Source organism: Billgrantia endophytica, from assembly GCF_002879615.1.
Taxonomy (GTDB): domain Bacteria; phylum Pseudomonadota; class Gammaproteobacteria; order Pseudomonadales; family Halomonadaceae; genus Halomonas; species Halomonas endophytica.
Genome location: NZ_PNRF01000044.1, coordinates 1 through 24,631 on the forward strand (window position 1 = coordinate 1; position 24,631 = coordinate 24,631).

General features: G+C 61.2%; 16 protein-coding genes and 1 pseudogene. 11 read left to right on the plus strand and 6 right to left on the minus strand.

Annotated elements, in window-relative coordinates; genetic code table 11:
* The 6 genes from C1H69_RS20800 to C1H69_RS20825 form a co-directional block, all read left to right on the plus strand.
* On the plus strand, window positions 1-7,034 hold a 7,034-nt coding region (locus C1H69_RS20800; protein WP_102655305.1), incomplete at its 5' end, for a two-partner secretion domain-containing protein.
* A gap of 135 nt (window positions 7,035-7,169) precedes the next feature.
* The gene (locus C1H69_RS20805) at window positions 7,170-8,018 is read left to right on the plus strand and encodes a MurR/RpiR family transcriptional regulator (RefSeq protein WP_102655306.1); all 849 of its coding nucleotides are present in this window, start codon (window positions 7,170-7,172) and stop codon (window positions 8,016-8,018) included.
* A 308-nt stretch (window positions 8,019-8,326) separates the two neighbouring features.
* Window positions 8,327-9,361 carry a TRAP transporter substrate-binding protein gene (locus C1H69_RS20810; protein WP_102655307.1) on the plus strand — a complete coding sequence of 345 codons (1,035 nt, stop codon included), beginning with the start codon at window positions 8,327-8,329 and terminating at the stop codon, window positions 9,359-9,361.
* A gap of 18 nt (window positions 9,362-9,379) precedes the next feature.
* The gene (locus tag C1H69_RS20815) at window positions 9,380-9,949 is read left to right on the plus strand and encodes a TRAP transporter small permease subunit (RefSeq protein WP_102655308.1); all 570 of its coding nucleotides are present in this window, start codon (window positions 9,380-9,382) and stop codon (window positions 9,947-9,949) included.
* Entirely contained in the window at window positions 9,946-11,253 is a 1,308-nt protein-coding gene (locus C1H69_RS20820; RefSeq protein ID WP_102655309.1) for a TRAP transporter large permease, read from the plus strand. The genes C1H69_RS20815 and C1H69_RS20820 overlap by 4 nt, the downstream gene beginning before the upstream one ends.
* Window positions 11,250-11,945 carry an aspartate/glutamate racemase family protein gene (locus tag C1H69_RS20825; protein ID WP_102655310.1) on the plus strand — a complete coding sequence of 232 codons (696 nt, stop codon included), beginning with the start codon at window positions 11,250-11,252 and terminating at the stop codon, window positions 11,943-11,945. Before C1H69_RS20820 ends, C1H69_RS20825 begins: the two co-directional genes overlap by 4 nt.
* A 64-nt stretch (window positions 11,946-12,009) precedes the next feature.
* Here C1H69_RS20825 and C1H69_RS20830 read toward each other — a convergent pair.
* Both C1H69_RS20830 and C1H69_RS20835 read right to left on the minus strand, forming a co-directional pair.
* Window positions 12,010-13,167 (minus strand): annotated as a pseudogene (locus C1H69_RS20830) (YeiH family protein).
* Between the two features lie 91 nt (window positions 13,168-13,258).
* A complete protein-coding gene (locus tag C1H69_RS20835; protein WP_102655401.1) occupies window positions 13,259-14,893 on the minus strand; it encodes a GMC family oxidoreductase in 1,635 nt (544 codons plus the stop codon).
* A gap of 286 nt (window positions 14,894-15,179) precedes the next feature.
* Here C1H69_RS20835 and C1H69_RS20840 point away from each other — a divergent pair, with 286 nt between their 5' ends.
* The 4 genes from C1H69_RS20840 to C1H69_RS20855 all read left to right on the plus strand — a co-directional run bounded on the left by C1H69_RS20840 (window position 15,180) and on the right by C1H69_RS20855 (window position 19,068).
* Window positions 15,180-16,343 carry a TRAP transporter substrate-binding protein gene (locus C1H69_RS20840; RefSeq protein WP_102655402.1) on the plus strand — a complete coding sequence of 388 codons (1,164 nt, stop codon included), beginning with the start codon at window positions 15,180-15,182 and terminating at the stop codon, window positions 16,341-16,343.
* A gap of 15 nt (window positions 16,344-16,358) precedes the next feature.
* On the plus strand, window positions 16,359-16,919 hold the full coding sequence (locus C1H69_RS20845; protein ID WP_205738575.1) for a TRAP transporter small permease: 561 nt from the start codon (window positions 16,359-16,361) through the stop codon (window positions 16,917-16,919).
* An 11-nt stretch (window positions 16,920-16,930) separates the two neighbouring features.
* Window positions 16,931-18,214 (plus strand): TRAP transporter large permease, encoded by a 1,284-nt coding sequence (locus C1H69_RS20850; RefSeq protein WP_102655404.1) that lies wholly within the window; start codon window positions 16,931-16,933, stop codon window positions 18,212-18,214.
* An 80-nt stretch (window positions 18,215-18,294) separates the two neighbouring features.
* Window positions 18,295-19,068 carry an IclR family transcriptional regulator gene (locus tag C1H69_RS20855; RefSeq protein ID WP_102655311.1) on the plus strand — a complete coding sequence of 258 codons (774 nt, stop codon included), beginning with the start codon at window positions 18,295-18,297 and terminating at the stop codon, window positions 19,066-19,068.
* A gap of 64 nt (window positions 19,069-19,132) precedes the next feature.
* Here C1H69_RS20855 and C1H69_RS20860 read toward each other — a convergent pair whose 3' ends face one another.
* The 4 genes from C1H69_RS20860 to C1H69_RS20875 form a co-directional block, all read right to left on the minus strand.
* Window positions 19,133-19,621 (minus strand): universal stress protein, encoded by a 489-nt coding sequence (locus tag C1H69_RS20860; protein WP_102655312.1) that lies wholly within the window; start codon window positions 19,619-19,621, stop codon window positions 19,133-19,135.
* 75 nt (window positions 19,622-19,696) lie between these two features.
* The gene (locus C1H69_RS20865; RefSeq protein WP_102655313.1) at window positions 19,697-21,037 is read right to left on the minus strand and encodes a TRAP transporter large permease; all 1,341 of its coding nucleotides are present in this window, start codon (window positions 21,035-21,037) and stop codon (window positions 19,697-19,699) included.
* Between the two features lie 23 nt (window positions 21,038-21,060).
* Window positions 21,061-21,609 (minus strand): TRAP transporter small permease, encoded by a 549-nt coding sequence (locus C1H69_RS20870; RefSeq protein WP_102655314.1) that lies wholly within the window; start codon window positions 21,607-21,609, stop codon window positions 21,061-21,063.
* A gap of 88 nt (window positions 21,610-21,697) precedes the next feature.
* The gene (locus tag C1H69_RS20875) at window positions 21,698-22,696 is read right to left on the minus strand and encodes a TRAP transporter substrate-binding protein (protein ID WP_102655315.1); all 999 of its coding nucleotides are present in this window, start codon (window positions 22,694-22,696) and stop codon (window positions 21,698-21,700) included.
* Window positions 22,697-23,055: 359 nt separating this feature from the next.
* On the opposite strand from C1H69_RS20875, the gene pdxR reads away from it, so the two are divergent.
* Window positions 23,056-24,522, plus strand: coding sequence for a MocR-like pyridoxine biosynthesis transcription factor PdxR (gene pdxR / locus C1H69_RS20880; RefSeq protein ID WP_102655316.1), 1,467 nt, complete (start codon window positions 23,056-23,058; stop codon window positions 24,520-24,522).
* Window positions 24,523-24,631 lie beyond the last annotated feature (109 nt).

A 24,631-nucleotide genomic window follows, 5' to 3' on the forward strand; every position in this document is an offset into this window, starting at 1 on the left:
GCGGCTCCCTGCTCGCCGCCAGCCTGCTGCTCGCCGGCACCGCCCACGGCGCCAACCTGCCCAGCGGCGGCGAGATCGTCCACGGCAGCGGCACGATCTCCACCCCCGGCGCCCAGCACCTGCGCGTCGCCCAGGCCAGCGACAAGCTGATCGCCAACTGGGACAGCTTCGACATCGGCGAGGGCCACCGCGTCTCCTTCGACCAGCCCGGCAGCGCCTCGGTGGCCCTCAACCGCGTACTCGGCAGCGATGCCTCGCGGATCATGGGCCAGCTCGACGCCAACGGCCAGGTGTTCCTGGTCAACCCCAACGGCGTGCTGTTCGGTCCCAACGCCCGAGTCGACACCGCCGGCCTGGTGGCGTCCACCCTGGATATCCGCGACGAGGACTTCCTCAACGGCCACTACCGCTTCCAGGCTGATGCCGATGGCAACGCCGCCGAGGTATTGAATCAGGGCACCATCACCGCCCACGACGGCGGCGCCGTGGCGCTGCTCGGTGGCCGGGTCAGCAACGAGGGGGTGATTCAGGCCCAGCTCGGCAGCGTGGCCCTGGCCGCCGGTGACGCCATGACGCTGGACTTCGCCGGCGACGGCCTGCTCAGTGTCGAGATCGACCAGCCGGCCCTGGACGCGCTGGTCGAGAACCGCCAGTTGATCCAGGCCGACGGTGGTCGTGTACTGCTCACCGCCAGCGCCGCCGACAGCCTGCTCAACAACGTCGTCAACCAGCAAGGCATCGTGCGCGCCCGCAGCCTGGAAACCCGCAATGGCCAGATCGTGCTCGAAGGCGGCGACAGCGGCCGCGTCCAGATCGCCGGCAGCCTCGACGCGGGCAGCGATACCGGCAGCGGCGGCGGCATCCAGGTCAGCGGCGAACATATCGCCCTGAGCGGCGCCACCCTGGACGTTTCCGGCGCCACGGGCGGTGGCAGCATCGAGATCGGCGGCGGTTACCGTGGCGGCGGCGACCTGCCCCACGCCCGCAGCGCCACGGTGGACGCCACCAGCACCCTCAGCGCCGATGCCACGCACCACGGCGACGGCGGCAGCATCGTCGTCTGGTCCGATGGAGAGACCGTCGCCCAGGGCGGTTTCTCTGCCAAAGGGGGTGCCCAGGGCGGCAATGGCGGTCTGGTCGAGACCAGCGGCGACCAGGTCGTGCTGAGCGGCATCGACGTGGACACCCGCGCCGAGCGCGGCGACACCGGCACCTGGCTGATCGACCCGGACGGCTTCACCATCGGCATTGGTGGGGACATGACCGGCGAAGCCCTGACCGCCGCACTGGAAAACAACAACGTCGAGATCGAATCGGTCATGGGCAGCGGCGAGGACGGCAATATCCACGTCAATGACGCGGTGAGCTGGTCGCAGAATACCCTGACCCTGGATGCCACCAACAACATCTACGTCAACAATGTGATGAGTGCCACCGGCGAGGCGAGTCTTGTCGCCAATTATGGCGATGGCGTCGATGCCGATGACGTGCCTTACGGGCTATATACCACGCAGAGCGGGGAGCGCGGCCAGTTCGCCGGCCGGGTCGATTTCAGTGGCGGCGGCGAATTATGGCTCGGCGGCGAACAGTATACGGTGATCTCCAGCGCCGAGCAGATGGCGTGGCTAAAGGACGCCCCCGGCGGCAACTACGCCCTGGGCACGGATATCGGGGCCAACGCCCTCACTCATAGCTTTGTCGAAAGTTTCTCCGGCAACTTCAACGGTCTCGGCCATGGGCTCAGTCACGCCAATAATTTCCACCAGGGCGGTTCCGCCAATGGCCTGTTCGCCACCCTGGAAGCCGGCGCCATGGTCAGCAATCTTGACTTGGGTGGTATCATTAATGGCGACGCCAGTATTGGCAATGTGTCCGGCGGCTCACTCGGCAAGTTCGCCAATATCAACCACGGCACCATCGTCAACAGCGTTGGCACGGGCTCCATGAGCAGTGCCACCAATACACAGAGCATCGGCGGCCTGGCCGGCACCAACCATGGGCTGATCGCACGGAGCTATTACTCCCACGGCCTCCAGGCAACGGTCGTTGGCGGTGGGCTGGTCGGCACCAACGAGACGGGCGGGCGGATCGTCGATAGCTCGGTGCGGGCCACGGGCACCAGCATGCAGATAAGCGGGTCCGCCGAGAGCGTGACCCATGCGGGCGGCCTGGTCGGCATCAACAGGGGGACGATCGAACGCTCCTATGCCGATTACAATATCGACCTGGGGGCCGATTATCTGTCTGCTGGAAGCGGCGTGGGCGGCGGTTTCGTCGGCCTGAACGAAGGCACCATCGATCAGGCTTATGTGGTCAAGAGCATCGATTACCGGCTGAACTCTAACCGTGTGCGTTATTACGGCGGCTTCGTCGGGGTCAATAGCGGCACGATCAGCAACGCCTACGCCTACGATGCCCTCGCGAGTTCGGCTTCTCAGGCGCCGCACGCCGGCTTCGTCCATCACAATACCGCCACCGGCACCATCGACAGTGCCTACGCCGAGTCGTATCGGGTCCAGTTGGGTGATGGAAGCACCGAGCAGCATGCGTTCGAGAGAATAAACGATAACCCCGGTGGCATCCAGAATGCCTACTGGAGCTACGACCATCTTTTTTCATACGGAACGGGGGCGATATCCATCGAGCCGCACGCCAGCAACGTCGCGACCTACCTGGACCCCGAGCAGAAAAACGCCATCGCCAACTACTCGGGCTTCGACCCGCTCATCTGGGGCACCTCCGCCGCCGGCAACCCCATTCTCAACAACTTCTCGCTGTATATCGGCGGCGACGTGGAGTATGGCGACAGCGCCGGTGCCCTCCTCGGCGGGTTGAGCGTTTCCGGCCTGCAGCGCGGTGACAGCGCCGGCGACGTGCTGATGGTGCTGCCTCACAGTGGCCACCGCGACGCCGGCGAATACGGGGCCGGCAATGTGCTGGCCCGCAGGCCGGACAACGACGCCTACGCCGGTTCACCGGGCGGCGGGGTCCAGGGCAGGGTCACCATCACCCCCAGGGCACTGACCATCGTCGGCGTGGTGGCGGACAAGGTCTACGACGGCACCACCGACGCCACCCTGATCGAGGGCGTGGCCAATGGCGGCCTGGTCGGCCTGGTGGGCGACGAGACCCTGAATATCACCTATACCTCGGCGCAGTTCGCCAATGCCACCGTCCTCAACAGCGGTGTCCGAGTCGTCAACCTCGACTATGAGGTGAGCGACGGGGCCAACGGCGGCAAGGTCAGCAACTACACCATCGCCACCACCACGTCGGCGGGGCTCACCGCGCGACCACTCAGCGCCGATGACTTCGCCTTCATCGTCGCCGACAAGAGCTACGACGGCACCACGGCCACGGCTTACGAGATCGTGACACTCGACCCCGTGTTCGCCAACTTCACCAACGTGAACCTCAACCAGCCGACCAGCGGGGCCATCGATTTCGAGGGCGCGGACGCCGGCAGCTACGGCTTCACGCTTTCCGGGCTGGAGCTGACAGGCGGGACCGTCGCGAATCGGCGCAACTTCGAGTTGCAGTTCAGCGAGCTTTCCACCAGCGCCAGCATCACCCCGCGCGTGCTGGAGGTGTATGGCAGCCAGGCGGCGGGGGGCGGCGCGTCGGTCGACCCGGCCAGCCTGCAATTGAGCAACCTGGTGCCGGGCGAGGCCGTCAACCTGAGCGGCACGCTGACCCTGCCCTCTACCGAGGCGGGCAGCTACACGCTCGACCTCGGCACGCTCTCCCTCGACGACCCCAACTATGTGCTGGCCGACATCGGCAACTTCATGATCGGCGACGTCACCCGCTCGGTGAGCCAGGTCGTCCATGGCGACGTCACCTTCGACAGCGATGACGACCCCACCCTGATCAGCGTGGCCAGCGACAAGGCGCTGATCGACTGGAACGCCTTCTCCGTGGCCCCCGGCGAGAGCGTCACCTTCGCGCAGCCCGGCAGCACGTCCATCGTGCTCAACCGCGTGCTCGGCGACCAGCAGAGCCTGATCGGCGGCACCCTGAACGCCAATGGCCGGGTGTTCATCCTCAACCCCAACGGCGTGCTGTTCGGCGCCGGCTCATCGGTCGATGTCGCCGGCCTGGTCGCCACCACCCTGGGCATGGCCAATGACGACTTCCTCGCCGACAATTACCGGTTCGTGGCCAGCGGCGGCGACGGTGCGGTGGTCGCCGAGGGCGATATCGTCATCGCCGATGGCGGTTTCGTCGCCCTGGCCAGTGGCGGCGGCGTCGAACATGACGGCACCACCCGTGTCGGCGGTGGCGATGCCCTGCTGGTGGCCGCCGACGAACTGCGCCTGACCCTCGCCCCCACCGGCAACGGCCTGGCCGGCTACGCCATCGACCGCCTGGCCGGCACCACCCGCGTTGCCGGTGACATCGATGTCGCCGCCACCAGCGGGGGTGGCGACGGGCTGATCGAGACCGCCGGCGCCACCCTGGCGGTCGACGAGGCGGCGCTGACCACCGGCGATAACGGCACCTGGTCGCTGAGCCTGCCGGATATCGCCATCGGCAATGGCAGCGGCCACAGCCACGGCATCGCGTTCGTCGGGGAGCAACTGGCCAGGCGCCACCTGCGCCTCAACGCCATCGGCGGCGCTCTCGTCGTCGACGACGACCTCACCTGGCCGAATGACACCACCCTGGGCCTGGCCGCCCTGGGCCAGGGCAACGGCGGTATCGAGATCAACGCCCGCATCGACGTCGAGGGCGACGCCGCCGGCCTGACCCTGGACGGGGACTACCGCATCGACAGCGCCAGGCTGGATTTCGATGGCAACCCCACCGGCCACGCCAATGCCGGCATCACCCTGCAAGGCGCCAACGCCCACCTGGCCATCGATGGCCATGACTACACCCTGCTGCGCGACATGGCCGATCTCGACGCCATCGATGCCGACGGCGGCAACGGCCACTACGCCCTGGCCCAGGGCGTGGATGCCTCGGGCACCGTCTACGACGGCGCCGTGATCACCACCCTCTCCGGCACCCTGGCCGGGCTCGGCAATACCATCGACGGCCTGACCATCGATGCCGGCCTGGGCGGCAACGTCGGCCTGGTCGGTCGCGCCACGGAGGGTAGCGTGATCCGCGATATCGGCCTGACCAATGCCGATATCAAGGGGCATACCTACGTTGGCACCCTGCTGGGCTCGGGAGACGGCGTCACCATCGACAACGCCTGGGCTACTGGCAGCGTCACCGGAGTCGCCGACGATACCAGCAACAACGATGCCAGCAGAGGGCTGGGTGGGCTGGTCGGTCGTCTCGCCAACGCCAGCCTCCTCGGCTCCCACGCCGCCGTGGATGTCACCGGCGTGGCCAGCGCGATCATGGGGGCTTCCCACGACACCGGCGGGCTGGTGGGCAGTGCGGCACGGACCACCATCCGCGATGCCTATGCCACCGGAGAGGTGACCGGCACCCACTATCTGGGCGGGCTGGTGGGCAGTTTCGACTCCGGGACCATCGAGAACGCCTGGGCCACCGGCGCGGCGATCGGCATACCGGGCACCAATGCCAACAACCCCGAATCGGGCAATGCCCCCCGGCATGTCGGCGGGCTGGTCGGCGAGATACTCAGCAGCAACGGCCCCAGCATGGCCAATAACGTCTGGGCCGGTGGCGATGTGACGGGCGGCAACTACGTCGGTGGCTTGATCGGTTCGTTCACCATCCCTTACGGCTCGAACTATAGCGCCACGCTCACCAACGCGTCCGCCTCGGGCGATATACTCTGCTACGCGCAACCGGAAACCCACTTCGCTTCGGGCCAGGTTGGCGGGCTGATCGGCTTGAATGACGCCAACGTCACCAACGCCACCGCTTCCGGGAATGTCACCTATGTGCAGGACGAGCGGTTCACGGAACCCACGGAGGTGGGCGGGCTGATCGGCGAGAACAGGGGCGGCACCATCACCAACACCCATGCCACCGGCAATGTCAGCGGCGGCAGCCATGTGGGCGGGCTGATCGGCAGGAACCGGGAGGGCGGGGATATCATCGACTCATCGGCTGGGGGCAACGTCCTGGCCACCAATAGCTTTGTCGGCGGGTTGGTCGGCTCCAACAGTTTCAGCACCATCAGCGGTTCCTCGGCCAGCGGGCATGTCACCGGCTGGAACCAGGTGGGTGGCTTGGTGGGAGCCCATGGCGGCGCCATCCTCGATTCCCATGCCAGCGGCGATGTGACATCCACCTCACAGTGGGAGCTCGCCGAGGATGGCAGCCGGCTGACCGGGACCTGGACAGGAGGGCTGGTCGGCATCAATAGCGGCACGGTGGAGAACTCCAGCGCCAGCGGCGACGTCTGGGGCGGCGATGCCGCGGGGGCGCTGATCGGCCACCACACCTCTGGCGTCGTCACCAACTCCCATGCCTACGGGGCGCTGGAGACCAACGGCCACGAAACCGGGGGGCTGGTCGGCCTGATGAGGCCAGGCGCCAACACACCGGAGGATGCTGTCCCCGCCAGCGTGGCCGACAGCACCTGGACCCCGCCCGAGCCGGGCAATGGCGGCGTGCCCATCGACCCCGCCAACCCCATCGATCCCGCCGACCCCACCCCAGGCACCCCCGGCCAGGGTGACGATGACGATATCGCCGGCGGCGGCCCCGTCGACCCCGGCCAGGAAGGTGACGGCATCATCGCCGATGGCGGCCCAGATGGCGGCCCAGATGGCGGCCTGGATGGCGGCCTGGATGGCCGCATGCAGGCTTCGCTGAGCACGGCCACCCAAACCGCCCGGCAGCTTCAGCAGCGCACCGTCGCGGGCGGTGCCCAAGGCACCCCTGGCGGCAACAGCGCTTCGGCGATGGACCTGCTCAACGCCAGGGCGCGCGCCGGCGGTGGCGGCGCCGACGACATCACCCCCGCCAGCTTCTCGGCCAATATCCAGCAAATCGAGGTGGATGGCGTGGTCTACGACCTGGAGGTCGACGACTGCGACGGGCCGGACTGCGAGGAACCGACACAGGGGGCCCAGCCATCACCGGATCAGTGGGAGCTGTAGGCGTGTAACCGTCGGGTGAGTGGTAGGCAGCGAAGGCCACCTGCCCGGCGGCTTCCGAACGTATCCTCAAACTCTCTATTGCGATGATCGGCACTGGCGTTCACTATTCATGAAACTGTGGTTTCAGGGATCGGCATGTCCAAATCGTCCAAGGAACGTTCGTTCCTCTCCCGTGTACGCAGTACGCTGCCGTCGCTGCATCCCGCCGAGCGCCGCCTGGGCGAATTCGTGTGCGACTTCCCGGGTGAGCTGGCCAGCTATGACGCCCAGGAGCTGGCCAAGTTTGCCAATGTCTCCAAGGCGACCGTGTCGCGCTTCGTGCGCCGCCTGGGCTACGAGAGCTACGAGGCCGCCCGCAAGCATGCCCGCGAGGAGCAGAGTACCGGCTCGCGGCTGTTTCTATCCTCGTCCGAAGCGGGCCAGGCCGAGCATTCACTCGCCAGCAACCTCGAGCAGGGCAAGGCCAATCTGGATCGTACCTTTGCCACCATCACCCAGGCGGAAGTGGACGAGGTGGCCGGCGCCATTCTTGGCGCGCGCAAGACCTGGATCATCGGCTTTCGTGCCAGCCACCCCTTTGCCGACTACCTGCGCTGGCAGCTCACCCAGGTGGTCGAACAGGTGGTCAGCCTGCCCGGCGGCGGCGAAACCCTGGGCGAGCATCTGGTCAACTTCCGTAAAGAGGACTGCATCGTCGTGTTCGGCTTGCGCCGCCGGGTGGCCGCGACCGAGCAGATCCTGTCCCATGCCAAGGAGTGCGGCACCCGGCTGCTCTATATCACCGACGAGGGGCTGGCCCCGGAGCCGCTCGCCCACTGGCACTTCCGCTGCCATACCCTTGCGGCGGGGCCCTTGTTCAACCATACCGCCGTGATGGCGCTGTGCCACCTGCTGGCCATGCGAACCATCGAGATGGCGGGCGATGCCTCGCGCACCCGCTTGCGCAGGATCGAAATCCTCAACGACCGTTTCGAAGAACTATAGCGGCCCCTGAGCCACGTGCGAAAAGTCGGCGAGCGATGGCAGTTTTCGTACAGGCCTAGCACCGTATTGGCGCATCGACGCCAATGCTCGCACCCTTGGCGTGCACCCACCCCTCCCTGGATATTTCATGCCACCTTGGCCAACGAGGTCCAATCCGCTGTTTTGTTTATGAAACCACAGTTTCTTGCGATAGACGGCATGAAACTTGGATCAACATCACAGGTGCAACTCCAACAACCGGCGGCGATGGTCACCGACACGCCCCGGAACGCTCCCTCATCACACCGTCATTCACACAGGACCGAACCATGATGAAACGTACCGTGCTTGCCGCCATGACCACCGCGCTGATGGCTTCCGCGGCCCAGGCCGAAACCCTATCCCTCAAGGTGCTGGGGCAACCCGCCGGCTCGGGCTTGATCGCGCAGCAGAAGGAGCAGCCGTTCTTCGAGGCGCTCGCGGAGCACACCGGCCTCGACGTCACGGCCCAGTACATCCCCGTCGACGTGGCGGGCATTCCCGATACCGATGGCCTGCGCGTGCTGCGTTCCGGGCTTTTCGACATCGTCTCCCTGCGCGGTCCGCAGGTCAGCCGCGACGAGCCTTCCATTCTCGGGCTGGACCTGATCGGCCTGAACACCAGCTTCGCCGCGGGCCGCGAGAACGTGTCCGCCTTTTACGACTACGTCGACTCACGCCTGCAGGAACGCTTCAACGCCAAGCTGCTGGGCGTATGGCCGGCGGGTCCCCAGGTCATCTTCTGCAGCGAGGAGATCGGCGGCCTGAGCGACCTGCAGGGGCTGCGCGTGCGCGTGGGCGACCAGAGCGCCGCCAATTTCGTGGGCGGGCTGGGCGCGACCGGCATCTCGATGCCGTTCGGCGACGTGCAGCAGGCGCTGGCGCGCGGCGTGGTCGATTGCGCCATCACCGGTCCGGCTTCGGCCAACTCGGGCGGCTGGCCCGAAGCCGCCACGACGGTGCTGCCGATTGCGCTACAGCTCGCCATCAACGGCTATGCCATCAACCTGGATACCTGGAACCGCCTCTCCACCGAGCAACAGGCCCAGCTCGAAAGCGCCATCGCCACCCTGAGCGACGACATCTGGGAATACTCCGAATCCCTCTACGAAGATGCCATGCGCTGCAACGCCGGCGAGTCGCCCTGCGAGTTCGGCACGCTCTATTCGCTCACCGAGGTGCCCGTTGCCGAGGCGGACCTGGAGACAGTGGCCGCGGCGGTGGAGGAGATCTCCCTGCCGACCTGGGCGCGCCAGTGCAACGATGTCGCCGCCGACTGCGAGGCCGCCTGGCGCGAGAGCGTCGGCCAGCAGCTTGGCCTGTAACGGCACCGGGAGTCGACGATGAACACCTATGCCCGCTTTCTCGGGATCCTGTTCGGCGCGATGATGATCCTGCTCGCCCTGCTGATCACGCTGGAGACGATCATCCGCAAGGTCTTTTCGCTCTCGCTTGGCGGCGTCGACGAGCTGGGTGGCTATGCCATCGCCATCGCCGCGCCGCTGGCATTCTGCGTCGCCATGGTCGAACAGGCGCATATCCGCATCAATCTGTTGCACATGCGCCTGCCCGCCACCGTGCAGGCCGTGCTCAACGCCCTGGCGGCCCTCTCCCTGGGGCTGCTGGCGGCCTTCCTGCTCTACTTCACCGTGCAGACGGTGCAGGACACCCAGGCCTACCGCTCGATCGCCCAGACACCCTGGGCCACGCCGCTGATCTACCCGCAGTCGGTCTGGCTGGTGGCCATGTCCGCGTTCGCCCTGGCGGCGTTCGTGCTGTCGGCCAAGGCCCTGCTGCTGCTCGCCAGGCGCGACTGGAAGGCTCTCAACCGCCGCTTCGGCCCCAGCTCGGCCCAGGATGAGCTGGAGGCGGAACTGGCCGATCTGGAAAAACGCGAAGGAGGCCAACCATGAGCATTCCACTGATCGGGGCCGCCTTTCTGGTCATGCTGGGGCTGATGCTGCTGGGCCTGCCCGTCGCGGTCGCGATTCTCTTCGTCGGCGTCCTGGGCGGCTACCTGATGTATGGCTCGCCGCTGGTCGACATGATGGGGGGCGTCGTCTGGAGCAGCCTGAACAGCCCCTCCATGCTGGCCATCCCGCTGTTCATGCTGCTCGGCGAGCTGCTGCTCCGCGGCGGCATCGCCGATCGCATGTACGCCGCACTCTCGGTGTGGTTCAACAGGCTGCCGGGCGGGCTGCTGCACACCAATATCGCCACCTGCACGCTGTTTTCCGCCACTTCGGGATCGTCGGTGGCGACCGCGGCCACGGTGGGCACCATCTCCCTGCCGGCGCTCCAGCGGTACCGCTATCCGGTGCGCCCCTCGCTCGGCTCGCTGGCCGCCGGCGGCACCCTGGGGATACTGATTCCGCCCAGCATCAACCTGCTGGTCTATGGGCAACTGGCCAATACCTCGGTCAGCCAGCTGTTCGCGGCGGGCCTGGTACCGGGCCTCACCCTCGCCCTGCTCTTCTCCGTGTATCTGTTCATCGCCCATGGCAAGGCGGGAAAGGAGGCCATGGTGGAGGTGAACCTGCCGCTCGCGGAAAAGCTGGCCATGTCCAAGCATCTGATCCCGCCGCTGGTGATCTTCGGCGTGGTGATGGGCAGCATCTACGGCGGCCTGGCGACGCCCACCGAATCCGCCGCCATCGGCGTGGTGATCGCGCTGGCCTTCATCGTCTTCGGCGGCAAGCTGAGCGCCGAACTGTTGATCCACTGTTCGCTGCACGCCGCCAAGACCACCGGCATGGTGATCATCGTGCTGATGTGCGCCCTGCTGCTCAACGTGACCATCTCCATGCTGGGCGTGACCCAGGCGCTGACCCAGTGGGTCGCCTCCTTCGGCCTGAGCCAAGTCGGCCTGCTGCTTCTGCTGCTGCTCTTCTACGTGGTGCTGGGCACCTTCATGGATGCCATGTCGATGCTGGTGCTGACGGTACCGATCACCGTGCCGATGGTGATGGCGGTTGGCGTGGACCCCATCTGGTTCGGCATCTTCATCGTGCTGATGTGCGAGATCGCGTTGATCACCCCGCCCGTGGGCATGAACCTGTTCGTGGTGCAGGGCGTGCGCAAGGATGGCGGCAGCTTCAACGATGTGATCTGGGGCTCCATGCCGTTCGTGATCATCATGGCGCTGTTCACCCTCGCCATCATGGCATGGCCCGACATCGTGATGTGGCTCCCCGACCTGCTGGCGGGGCGCCGATGAACGACACCGATAGGCAACATCGTCCGGAAGAGAGTCAGCGGTTCCTGGTGATCAATCCCAATACCAACGCCAACGTCACGGGCAGTATTCGCGAGATGCTGCGCTCCCTCGTCCCGCCAGGCGTCATCGCCGAGGCGGTGAATCCCGGGGCGGGGCCCTATGCCGTCGAGAGCGAACGGGACAAGGCCAGCGCCACGCGCCATGTGCTCGAGCTGATCCGCGAGCGCATGGCCGAAGGCTACGCCGGCTACGTCCTCGCCTGCTTCGACGACATCGCCATCGTCGAGGCCCGCGCGCTGACCTCGGCCCCGGTGATCAGCCTGGCCGAAGCGGGCATCCGCCAAGCCCATGCCACCGGTGGCCCCTTCACCGTGATCACCACCTTCGAGGAGGCGGTGGCGACGATCGTCGCCCTGTGCGACGCCCATGGCATGGGCGCGCGCTGCACGGTGAAGGCCACCGGCATAGGCGTGACCGACACCGCCGCACGGACCGCCCGGGCCGAGGCCCGCCTGCATGGGCTGGTCGAGCGGGCCATCGCGGAAGGCGCCACGGCCATCGTGCTCGGCTCCGGTGCCTTCGCCGGCAGGGCCGGTGCCCTGCAGGCACGCTACGGCATCGAGGTGATGGACGGCTTCGCCGAGGCGCTGGACTACGTCATGCGAAACGCCGAGGCACCTTGCCGCGCCTAGGTTGTCCGGGCAGGCGATCATCGTCACGGCGGCGGTTCGGCCCGCCCCTGTACCCAGACGGGCATTACAGACTCACCACGCCAAAGAGAATGAAGGCCAGCACCAACACGAGCAGGAAGACGGTCTCGGATACCATCAAGATGACCGGTTTCCACCCCACTATGGCCAACTTCTGGAACGAGGTCTTGATTCCCAGCGCCGCAATGGCCGTCACCAGACACCAGCGGGACAGGTCGGTCATGCCATCGGCGACGCTCACCGGAATCGCGCCCAGGCTATTGATGATCAACAACACCACGAAGGCGATCAGGAAGCCGGGGAGCTTGGGTATCTAGCTCTGTCCTGCTCCGCCTTCGCCATTACGGAACAGGAGGATGAAACACATCACGACCGGCACCAGCATTGCCACCCGAATCAGCTTGACGAAGGTTGATACATCGCCGGCTTCCTCCGAGATCATGTATCCCGCACCGACGACCTGGGCGACATCGTGGATCGTTCCTCCCAGGAATACCCCAGCCTGCTGGTCCGTAAGACTCAACACTCCGGCTATCAAGGGGTAAAGTACCATTGCCACCGTCGACAGGGTCGTGACACTCACCACCGTGAGGATGGTGTTGCGCTCACTGTTGGCACCACGGGGCATGACGGCAGAGAGCGCCAGCGCTGCCGATGCCCCGCATATCGCAACCGCCCCTCCGGTCAATAGCCCCATGTCTCGATGCAGCCCAAGCAGCCTGGCCAGCAGTACCCCCATCAGGATGGTCAACACTACGCCGACGACTACGGTGACAATCGGTCCGATACCCAGCGACGTGACCTGCTCGATGGTAATACGCACACCAAGCAGCGCAACGCCAAACCGCAGAATGACGCGGGCAGAAAATTCCACCCCCTCCACACAACGCCCCTCCTCCGACAGGAAATGCAGCGACATGCCGAACAACAGGGCATACAGCAGAGTGGGGCCCCCGTAGTGATCGGAAATGAATGTCGTGGCCAGCGCGATGGTGATACAGATCAAAACGCCTGGCACGATATCTTTGAACCATGGCCTACCCGGAGTACTTCCCTCCCGAAACATGGCATGACTGATCCTGTTGGCCAGCCGATTCATCAGCTTCTGAAACATATGGGGCACCCGATAGCTTTTGGTTCCTTTGAAAGGAAAAGACTGCCCAAGAAAAAGAATGAGGGTTAGCCCCAGATGAAACGTCATCATGAGACCAACCCCCTGTCATGCGTGCCGAGGCCAGACAATGTAGCAAACGATACCCTCGTAGCCGGGTCCATCACGATATCGTAAAACCCGACTATCGGCGATCAAGGTCCTCTCGGATCAGGTCCGCCGCTTTCTCGGCGATCATGATAGTGGGGGCATTGGTATTTCCGGAGACGATCGTTGGCATGATGGAAGCGTCAACGACTCTCACGCCTTCCAGCCCATGAACACGGAGGCGCTCATCCACCACTGCCATGGGGTCGTTCCCCATCTTGCAGGTCCCCGCCGGGTGGTAGATCGTCTGACTGAACTGGCGAGCGGCTTCCAGAAGCTCTTCATCCGTCCGATACGTGCCGCCCGGCACATACTCTTCGCTGATGACTTCCGATAAAGGCTGCGCGCCGGCAATCTCGCGCGCCACCTTGATGGCATCGACCACGACACGCCGGTCTTCCTCGGCGCTCAGGTAATTCGGCTGGATAGACGGGTAGATGAAAACGTCCGGACTGATGATCTTCACACTGCCGCGGCTATGAGGGCGCAGTTGGCACACCGATGAGGTGAATGCCGAGAAGGGGTGTACCCCTTCGGCAGGCTTGTCCGCGCTCAGCGGCTGCATATGAAATTGGATATCGGGTCGCTCGAGCTCCGGTCGTGAGCGGGTAAATACGCAGACTTGGCTGGCGGCCAGAGTCAGCGGACCCGTGCGCGTCAACAGGTACTGAGCGCCCACCGCCCACCTTCTGAGCGGATGACGAATTTCGTCGTTCAGGGTGCGACAGCGGGTCTTGTAGACAAGCCGAACCTGGAGATGATCCTGGAGGTTCTCTCCCACGCCTGGCAGCGCGTGCAGACACTCCACGCCGACTGATCGCAGATGCTCGGGATCACCGATGCCGGAGCACTGCAAGAGTTGCGGCGATCCTATCGCCCCACTGCTCAGGATTACCTCATGGTTGGCTATTGCGGTCTGCTCTTGCCCCTGCCTGATGAAGGTGACGCCCTTGACTCGCTTTCCTTCCAGCAACAGGTTCCGGCAATGGGCTCGTGTCACGAGAGTGAGATTGGGCCGTTTCAATGCAGGACGCAGAAAGGCCTTGGCAGTGCTGCAGCGAAAGCCATTCAATGACGTCTGTTGAAAATAACCCACTCCCTCCTGCTGGGCGCCATTGACATCATCATTGGCTGGAATGCCGATGGCTTTGGCCGCCTCGATGAAGCGATCCGCAATTTCCCGACGCAAACGCAGGTCGGACACATGCAAGGGCCCCTTTGTCCCATGGTACTCGTTGGCACCGCGCGATTGACACTCGGACTTCTTGAAATAAGGGAGCACCGATGCATAGTCCCAGCCCGCATTTCCCGCCTTGGCCCAGCTGTCGTAGTCGTCGCGCTGGCCTCGGATATAGAGCAGACCGTTGAGGGAACTGGACCCACCCAGCACCTTTCCCCGAGGCCACTGAAGGCGCCGCCCGTTGATGCCGGCGTCGGGGTCAGTGATATAGCACCAATCGGTGCTGGGGTTGTGCATGGTCTTGAAGTATCCGACAGGAATATGAATCCAGGGATTCCAGTCGCGCCCACCCGCTTCAAGCAATAGCACTCTGATAGCGGGGTCCTCACTCAACCGGTTGGCCAGCACGCAGCCAGCGGACCCGGCCCCGATGATAATGTAATCGTAGTCAAGCTGCTGCTGTCGTCGCGATGACCCTGCTCCTGTGCGCATACAACACACCCCACGTTCGATACGAAATATCTCGATATGATCGTACACGCACAAATGATCGTCAATATCGATACAAAAAATCTCAAAAAAATTTGAAAGCTCTGGAAGAGTCGCCTAGTTTGGTACTGGCCTCATCACTAAATTCCTTCCCCGATCAAGTGGCGAGGCAGCGGTAAACGAAAAAAAAGCTCACAAAAATAAACTGTTAGGAGATGCGAGCATGCCCAATCGACAACACCCAGGCCTCTCACGTCGTGATTTCCTCCATGTCTCGGGCCGCTTCGGCTTGACCTCGACCCTGCTGGCCGCCTCAGGTCTCGGTGCCGGGCTCACTGCATCCAGCCTGGCGAAGGCTGCCGAGAATGAGCAACAGAATCGCTACCAAACGGAGCCCAAGTTTCGTCTCCGTTTCGGCGCGGCCGGATTCAATGAGCGCAATCTTGATATCCAGAAATCAGGGCAACTTTTCTTTGCCCGAGACCTGGAGGAGCGAACCAATGGGGCAATCCGCGTCGAGTTCATGGGAAGCAATGAGATATGCAACCAGCTCGACTGCATAAGCCAGGCCCAGCAAGGCATCGTCGATATATTCTCGGCATCGACACAGAATTCGGCGGGAGGGGCTCCTTACCTCAACGTCCTGGACTTTGCCTACATGTTTCCCACCGTGGCATCGATGTTTCACTTCTTCTATCACCCTAGAAGCGAAGAGCTGCTGCGTGAACCAATGAGACAACGCCACAATATTCAGTTTCTTTTCACGCATTGCGACTTGCGCGGCATCATGCTGGGCCTCAAGTGGGCGGACCGGCCGCTCGTCACCAGCCTGGAAGAACTCGCCGGCACCCGAAACCGGGTAACAGGAACGCAGCTCGGCCGCATTGCAATGCAACACCTGAATCTCAACCCCTCACCCATCGCCTGGGAAGAGACGCTCGATGGCCTCCGGCAGGGTCTTCTGGATGGCGCCGAAACCTGGATGAGCGCCGTTGCCTATGCAGGGATGGCCCCCGTGGTCGCCCAGGCTGTTGACCTGAGATTCTTTGCCGGCACCGAGCATACCGCCATGAGTCTTTCCTCCTTCGAGAAACTCGACAGTGACTTGCAGGACCAAGTGATGGAGTCGGCTTACTGTGCCCAGATATATACACAAGGGATGAATGAAGCGGGTCGTTACCAGATCGTGGGAGCCAATGAAAACCCGGCTCCGGGCACAATATTTGCCGAGAACAATGTGCGAGTCGCACCGTTGTCGGATGAAGAACGGCACAAGGCGGAACAGATGTGTTCCCCCGAGTTCAATCCAGAGCCTTGGGAAGCATGGCGCGAACGCCTGAACGGCTGGGCGGGTGGCATCGATGTCTACAAGGAGATCCATGGCATAGCCAGAGAGATACCGCACGACCTGGCCGCGGTAAACGTCCGACCGAAACGCTGGTGGCGCGGATAATTCAGGAGGCTCGTCATGGCAAATGGAACCGACATGCAGCACACGTCAGTGTCAGGATACCTGAGGCCGCTCAAGTGGCTCGACGAGAATCTGGAGAAAGCCATCATACTGGTTTCTTACACAGGCATGGCCGGGATCATTTTCGTCGAAGTAATACGGCGCTTCATCTTCAACCTGCAGGCTCCATGGAGTACCAGCATCCCCGTTCTACTTTTCCTCTGGCTGACATGGTTTGGCGCCTCACTCAATGTCAAGCAACGCAGTCATTTGTCCTTGAACGAGATCCGCATGCGACTGCCCTACACAGGGCAGTTCTTGTGCCTTGTTCTTGATGCAATCTTGTGGATAGTTTTCGCTGTATTGGTGATCTATTTTACCATCGACCAGGTAAAGCTGGCACATCAGAACTTTGCCATCGTACCTGGGACAGATAACGTCATGCAGTGGTGGTTTTACCTGGCCACCCCCCTTGCATGGACGCTAATCATCTTTCGTGTACTACAAAACCTGCTTGAAGACATAAGGTGCTTCAAGAGAAAGGAAGACTTCAACCTAAAACCAATCGTTATGGACTGATGGAGGCCACAATGACTGACGGTACCTTGATTGGCCTAGTGACACTTGGCGTCACCATCTTGTTCCTGGTGGGCGTTCCAATCTTTCTAGTTCTTGGATTCTGGATAGTTGGCACCAGCATTATCATCGATTTCACCATGGCCAATATTGGCGTCACCCTGTTCCAGGGCCTCAGCTTCTTCGGGCTGCTGGCATTGCCACTCTTCATCCTTACGGGCGACCTGATCAATGCCGCCGGGATAGCCAAGCGATTATCGGATTTTGCCTATTCGGTATTGGGATGGATGCGTGGTGGCCTGGGAATGGCCACTCTAGGTGCCTGTGGCTTGTTTGCGGCCATTTCGGGTTCCAATGCGGGTACTACTGCGACAATTGGTTCAATCATGCAACCCGAGATGGTCAAGAATGGCTATGATGACCGCTTTTCCGCTGCGACAGCAGCCTCTGGCGGTACCGTCGGCATCATCATTCCCCCCAGCATCATCTTCATCGTCTATGGTTTCATGATGAATTTGTCGATAAGCGATCTTTTCATTGCCGGCCTGGTACCTGGGATGCTGATGGTTGCGGGCATGATGTTCGCCTGCAACCTCGCAGCCCGCAAGAATGGTTGGGGTAAGCTGATTCCCTTCAGGCCACGCGAAAGCGGGAAATTTGCACTTAGGGCCTATTTAGGCTTTGCAACTATTGGCGTTGTCCTTTATGGGATCTATTCCGGCAAGTTCTCACCGACAGAGGCCGCTGCTATTACCGTAGGCTTCACCCTGATTGCCGGCCTTCTCGTGACGAGGGAAATCAGCCTAATGAAGCTGCCCTCCATTCTTCTTCGTTCAGGGAAGATCGCAGGTATGTTGGCACCATTGATTGCCATATCGGTGGTCATGCAGCAACTTCTTTCTGTGCTGGGTGTCGGTCCCATGCTGAATGACCTACTCACTGGCCTAGGCAATTACTATCTCGTTCTTGCAGCCTGCATGGCAATCGTATTGCTGGCCGGGATGATTCTGGAAAGTCTTCCTATTACGATAATATTGGCCCCTATCCTCGCACCTATCGCGCAAAGTGTCGGGGTCGATCCCATTCACTTTGCTGTCATCTTCCTGGTAGGCGCTGCCATCGGCTTCATCACGCCGCCCTTTGGTCTCAACCTCTATGTCGCGAGCAGTGTCACCGGCATCCCCTACATAAGGCTGGTCCGATTCATCCTTCCTTACTTCTTTGCCCTGATCCTCTGCTGGCTGGCAATTGCCCTTTGGCCGGCCCTGTCAATGTTCATGGTCAACCTGGGTGGCTGAAGCAGCGCCAGCGGTACCAGGAGGAATTTTCCAGTTACCATGGGAGCGGACCGATTCGCCGAGACTACCAAGGAGCCGCCATGCCCCAGCCCAGCCGCAGTACCAGCTCGAACTCGACGTTGTTGAGGGCGATTGCCATCATGGAAGAAATCGCGAATGCTGACCAGAGCCTGACCGCGGCAGATCTCGACAAGCGTCTGGACATTCCCAAGCCCACCATTCATCGATTACTGGGGCAACTGGAAACAGAGGGCCTCGTCCAGCGCGAGCTGGACGGCAGACACCTGATGCCAGGGCCCCGCCTTCGCCGCATGAGCCTGGGGATTCTTTCCAATGCCAGCTTCAGTGCTCCGCGCAGAGCTTTGCTTCAACAGCTGGCCAAGAAGGTGGGAGAAACTTGCAATCTCACGCTCCTCGATGGCCATGAAGTGCTCTACTTCGACCGGGTCGAAACCAATTGGCCAGTGCGTATCCAACTTGCGCCTGGGTCTAGACTCCCCTTGCATTGTACGGCCAGCGGTAAGTTGTTCCTGGCCATGATGCCCCCACACCGGCGCCATGCCTTGCTGGCCAGCTTGTCGCTCGAAGCCCACACCCCATACACCCTGACGACCCCGAGTGTGCTCGAGGAACGACTGGTACGGATTGGTCGAGACCGCTTGAGCACCGACAACGAGGAGTTCATAGAGGGAATGGTGGCCATTGCGGTGCCGGTGTACGACAGAGTGGGCAACCAGCTCGCCTCCCTGGCCATACACGCCCCACGTATGCGCCACTCTCTCGACACGTTGCTTGAATGGGCACCGCTGATGCGACAGACGGCTTCCGAGCTGGAGGTTGCCCTCGAAGCCTGAGCGTCACGGGTTCTCGGCCTCGGGTTGGTAGCGGATCATGGCGGCGGGATGGCGGGCGAAGATCTTAACTGGCCGGCGGCACAACCACGACAGGAACATGGCTTCTCTTGAGAACCCCTCTGGTGACCTTGCCGGCATAGGAAGGGGTAAACCCACGCTTATTGGAGGCCATCAAGATCATGTCACAGCCCAGCCTGGACGCCTGGTTGACAATTATCCTGGCCGGATAGCCCTCGACCACCTCCATACTGCCAACGCGAGATCCGATCGCTCCGTCTGCATCTCCGTAAGCGTCCCAGAAACTTTCCAGCTTGGCTTCCAGTTGCTGCCTTGCGTCGTCCAGACGCTTACGGATCAGTTCGCCCAGTATCGCCTTGTCGCGAATATTGACGCGCAGTGTATTCATGACGTCGTCATCCAGGGACTTGACGGCATGCAGGATATGCAACCTGGCTCCAGTGGCCGATGACAGTCGGAATGCCTGTTCCAGTACCACGTGGCTATCATCGCGAAGCCCGACACAGCACAGTATGCTATCGATTTTCTTGTTCATTCCCTCTTCCTCTCAAACTCGGAATTTCAATCATTTCAGCATTCATTAGCAGCCATATCGATTGAAAAGAGTTATTCAATAGCCCAACACTCTAGGCAGCCAGAGGGCGATCTCTGGAACATAGGCAATAACAAACACCGCAATGATCGAGGCAGCGGCGAACGGCAGAGCACGGTAGGAAATTTCTTCGATGGAGGCCCCCCCGATCCCTGAAGCGACGAACAGGTTCTCGCCAAGGGGCGGCGTCTGGAAACCGATCGCCAAGGCACAAACCACCACGATACCCACGTGCACGGGGTCAGCCCCCAACATGTACATGATCGGCAGTAACACTGGTGTCAGTATCATGATGGCTGCCAACGTTTCCATGAACATGCCAACGAACAGCAAGAACATGATGATCAAGGCCCAGATGATATACATGTTCTGAGTGAAATCCAGCATGGCAGAAGCAATGTAGGCGGGAACCCGCTGTTCAACGAGTAGCCTGCCAAAGACCGTAGCGGTGAACAGAATCAGCAGCACGCGTCCACTGATCCAGGTCGTGGTCTCCAGGGTTTTCATGGCAGGTCGTAGCTTGAGCTCCTTGTGGATGAAAATACCGACCACCAAGGTGTAGAAGATGGCCACGATAGCCGACTCAGTCGGAGTAAAAATACCCGAATAGATACCACCGAGAATGATGATGGGCGCCAGAATGGACCAGATACCACGCCGCAGGGCGGCCTTGATGGATGTTGTCGACCAATGATCCGTCAACCCGCGATAACCATGCTTCTTGGACAGGAAATAGTTCATCGTCAGCAGGCTTCCCGCCATTACCATGCCAGGAAAGACACCGGCAATGAACAGCTTGGAAATCGACAGAGTCTGGAAAGGCCCATGGGCTGCCACCGCTTCCGGAGGTGGCATCATCCCCATACCGGTGATGCCGAAGATCACCATCGGGATGGAAGGTGGAATCACGACGCCCAGGCCACCGGATGAGGCAGTGATGGCGGACGCATATCCACGATCGTAATGACGCTGCACCATGGCCGGAATCATCAGCATACCCACGGCCGCCGTCGTTGCCGGACCGGAGCCCGAGATGGCACCGAAGAACATACAGGCGAATACCGTCGCTGCCGCGAGTCCACCCGTGGCCGGACCGGCAAATGCCTCGGCAATATCAACCAGCCGCCTCGATATCCCGGAGGCTTCCATCAAGGCACCTGCCAGAATAAACGCCGGCAACGCCATGAGCGGAAAGGAGCCCACTGAAGTAAAGGCAATCTGAACGAAAGCGACAGGGTTCTGCCCAATGTAGAGAAAGGCTGCCAGTGCCGATACGCCAAGCGATACAGTAATGGGCGCTCCCAATAGAAGCAGCAGGAAAAAAGTGCCAAACAGCACGTAAATGAAGGTGGGGTCCATGACGTTTTCTCCGGCTCGGTCCTTCAGCTCTTGTCTCGAGGATTGTTTTGCACACGCATCATTTCTTCTATCTGCGCATTTTCAGGATCCATCACGTCCTTGTTCATTACATGACGAACATACATATTCTGTAGAATGCGAAGGGACATGATCAAGAATGCAAGAGGAAGAATCATGTAAAAATATTTCATGGGAACCCCCATCGTCTGGGACTTCCAGAACACATTCATGCGATTGAAGACAAAATCATAACTTAGATAAACCAGGTATAGATTAAAACCAACCCATATCAGGTCCGTCAGGATATTGCAGATTTTTTCCACAATACGCGGAAAGAATCTAAATTGAAACGTCACTCGATTATGGGCTGACATCTTTGCCGCATAGACAGCTCCCATATAGGCAAACCATACAAAAGCATAGGTGGCGAGTTCATCGCCCCAGGCCAGCGATCCGCTGAATATATTACGCAACACGATCTGAACAAACAGCAAGAACACGAAAAACACCAGGAGAAACTGGCAAAGATAGTTTTCCAGGTTATCCAAAACCTTCAAAAGTGCCTGTTTCATTTGCCGGCATCTCCCTGATGCTTTTTCCCACATTTCCCAAAGGCCGCACTGATTCCATGTTCAGCGCAGCCCTTTTGGGGTATAGCGCTCAGTTCAAGTCTCGACCCAACGCCTGAAGCGCTTCTTCCAGTCGTTCCTCACCGCCGATGCTGTCATAGAAGCGCGGCCATATGCTCGAAGCACGCTCGATCCACTCGCTCTCGTCATTGGCGGGCTTGATGATCTGTATGCCGTGTTCTTCCACCAAAACCTGCTTGATGCTCTCTTCTGTTTCCAGCAGGTAGTCATAGCTGTAGGCCGTGGCTTCCTGGCCCGCTTCCAGCACGATTTCCTGCATCTCGGGGCTCAGGCTCTGGAACTTGGACTCGCTCATGACCAGCGGCTCCAACGAGAACACGTAACAGATATCGGTGATGTAATCCTGCACCTCATAGAACTTCATGGCGTTGATGGTGATGTAGGGGTTGTCCTGCCCATCCACGACACCCTGCTGCAGGGCTGTGAAGGTTTCGGACCAGGCCATCGGCAGTGGGTTTACGCCCCATTCCTGATAGGAGGCAATCATGATTTCGTTACGCGGCACCCGGATGGTCAGACCACGCAGGTCATCCGGGGAGGCAACCGGTTTGCTGGAGTTGCTGAGTACACGACATCCCGAATAGGCCCAGGACAGCACCCTGACACCGGCATCCCGGATGGTATTTTCCACCAGTTGCTGGCCGATCTCACCCTGGGTAAGCGTCTTGGCATCTTCGGGGCTGGTGATCACATAGGGAAGGGTCAGTACACCGACCGTGGGCGAGAAGGGAGTGATGTTATTGATCGCCAGTACAGACAAGTCCAGAATTCCCATGCTAGCGCTACTGACCGTATCCTCCTCGCTACCCAACTGGCCATTGGGGAACAGGTCGATATTGACTTCGCCATCGGTCTTTTCATGGATCAGCTGGGCAAATTTTTCACCCATGGCATACTGGGTGCCCCCCTGCGCATCACCCAGGGCCATGCGCCAGGTTTCTGCCAGTGCATTTTGGCTGATCACGGCACTGACGGCCGCCACGGCTACAGGAAGCATCATTTTTTTCATGCCACTCTCCCAGCAAGATGTTGTTATTTGAAATGGACCCTGGAGCAGCACACTGGTTTGTTTTGTGTGAAATGTGCTGCTCCCTGCAGCCACTTTACCTCCCCCGCTGCGGGAGACTAGGGCCAGACACCACCCGTCGATTGGTCCAGTCCGATTGCCAGGTACATCGCTTCATTCCACGTGCTTTCTTGCCACCATATTCACCCGCAACCTACTGATTTTGCAATTGGCAAACTGGACAAGATACTGTTTTCTTGGCATGTTCGAAACTCACGCATGCCATTTGGAATCGGTTTGCCCGCCACGGCCATCTGCCTTCGAGCCCCCCACTAGGGGATCATTTCCCTATCGAGCAAATCATGAGCCAGCTTCTGTTCCACCTCGATTCCAGCCAGCCGACAAGCCTGCAGCAACAGCTGCGTGAGCAGATCGTTCATGCCATCCTGGATGGACATATCCCGGTCGATGAAGCCCTGCCGTCCAGCCGCAAGCTGGCACGCGAGCTGCAGGTGGCGCGCAACACGGTAATGCTGGCTTATGAGCAATTGCTTGATGACGGCTACCTGATTGCCAAGAGCCGCAGTGGCTACTTCATCAATCCAGAAATCCTCGCGGGGCGTGCGGAGAAACCTGTGCGCCTCAACGATATCGACGCCGAGCGCATGCCCTGGGAAAAGCTGCTGACGATGCGGCCGTCTCAGCAGGAAACCATTCGCAAGCCCAGCGACTGGCACCGATACGATTATCCCTTCCTCTACGGCCAGATCGACCCGGCACTTTTTCCTACCCAGCACTGGAGAGAGTGCAGTCGCGACTCCATGAGCGTGCCGGCCATACGAAGCTGGTCGGTGGACCATCTCAGTGACGACGACCCACTGCTGGTCGAACAGATTCACAAGCGGCTATTGCCTCGGCGGGGGGTCTGGGCCAGGCCCGAGGAGATTCTCGTCACGGTCGGCACCCAGCAGGCGCTGTGGATAGCCGCCATGCTGTTGCTGAAACCGGGCAGGCGGTTCGGCATGGAGAACCCGGGCTATGTGGACATGTACAACATTGCCCGGCTCTTCACCGACGACATCCAGCTACTGCCGGTCGATGAGCAGGGGATGCAACCCATCGAGGAACTGACACGGTGCCAGTTGGTTTATACGACACCCAGTCACCAGAGCCCCACCACAGTGACAATGCCGCTCGAACGGCGTCGGCAGCTGCTCGATATGGCCGAAATGGAGAATTTCCTCATCATCGAGGACGATTACGACAGCGAAACCAACTACCTCAACAACCCGACGCCCGCCCTCAAGAGCCTGGACAGGCATCAACGGGTCATCTATGTCGGCAGCCTCTCAAAGACGCTGGCCCCAGGGCTTCGACTCGGATACATGGTTGCGCATCCCGCATTGATCCGTGAGGCTCGCGCGCTGCGCCGCCTGATGCTTCGCCACCCGCCCACCAACAACCAGCACGCGCTGGCACTGTTTCTCGATCGCGGTTATCACGACGCACTGCTGCGACAGATCCACCAGACATTCGAGAATCGGTGGCACTGCATGAGCGGGGCTCTGAAGCGCCATCTACCCAGTCTTCATACCCCGTCCACCTTTGGCGGTTCCTGCTTCTGGGTCCGTGGCCCCGAGGGACTCGACGGCACCCGGCTCCAGTCGCTGGCCCGAGAAGAGGGCATTCTGATCGAGTGCGGACACCTTCATTACTTCGATCGCCCAGGCAGCGAGTTCATGCGGCTGGGCTTTTCCGCCATACCCGAAGAGCGCATCGAACCGGGCCTCGAGCGCCTGGCCCGGCTGATCCCGCAAGCCAGGAAATAATCGAGTCTCGCCTAAGCTTTGTACGAAGAGTCGACGAGCGATGACTAGACAAGGCAAAAATCAGCGACAAATCGGCAGGAAAGCCGATTTGGGCAGCTCCGCTGCTCGG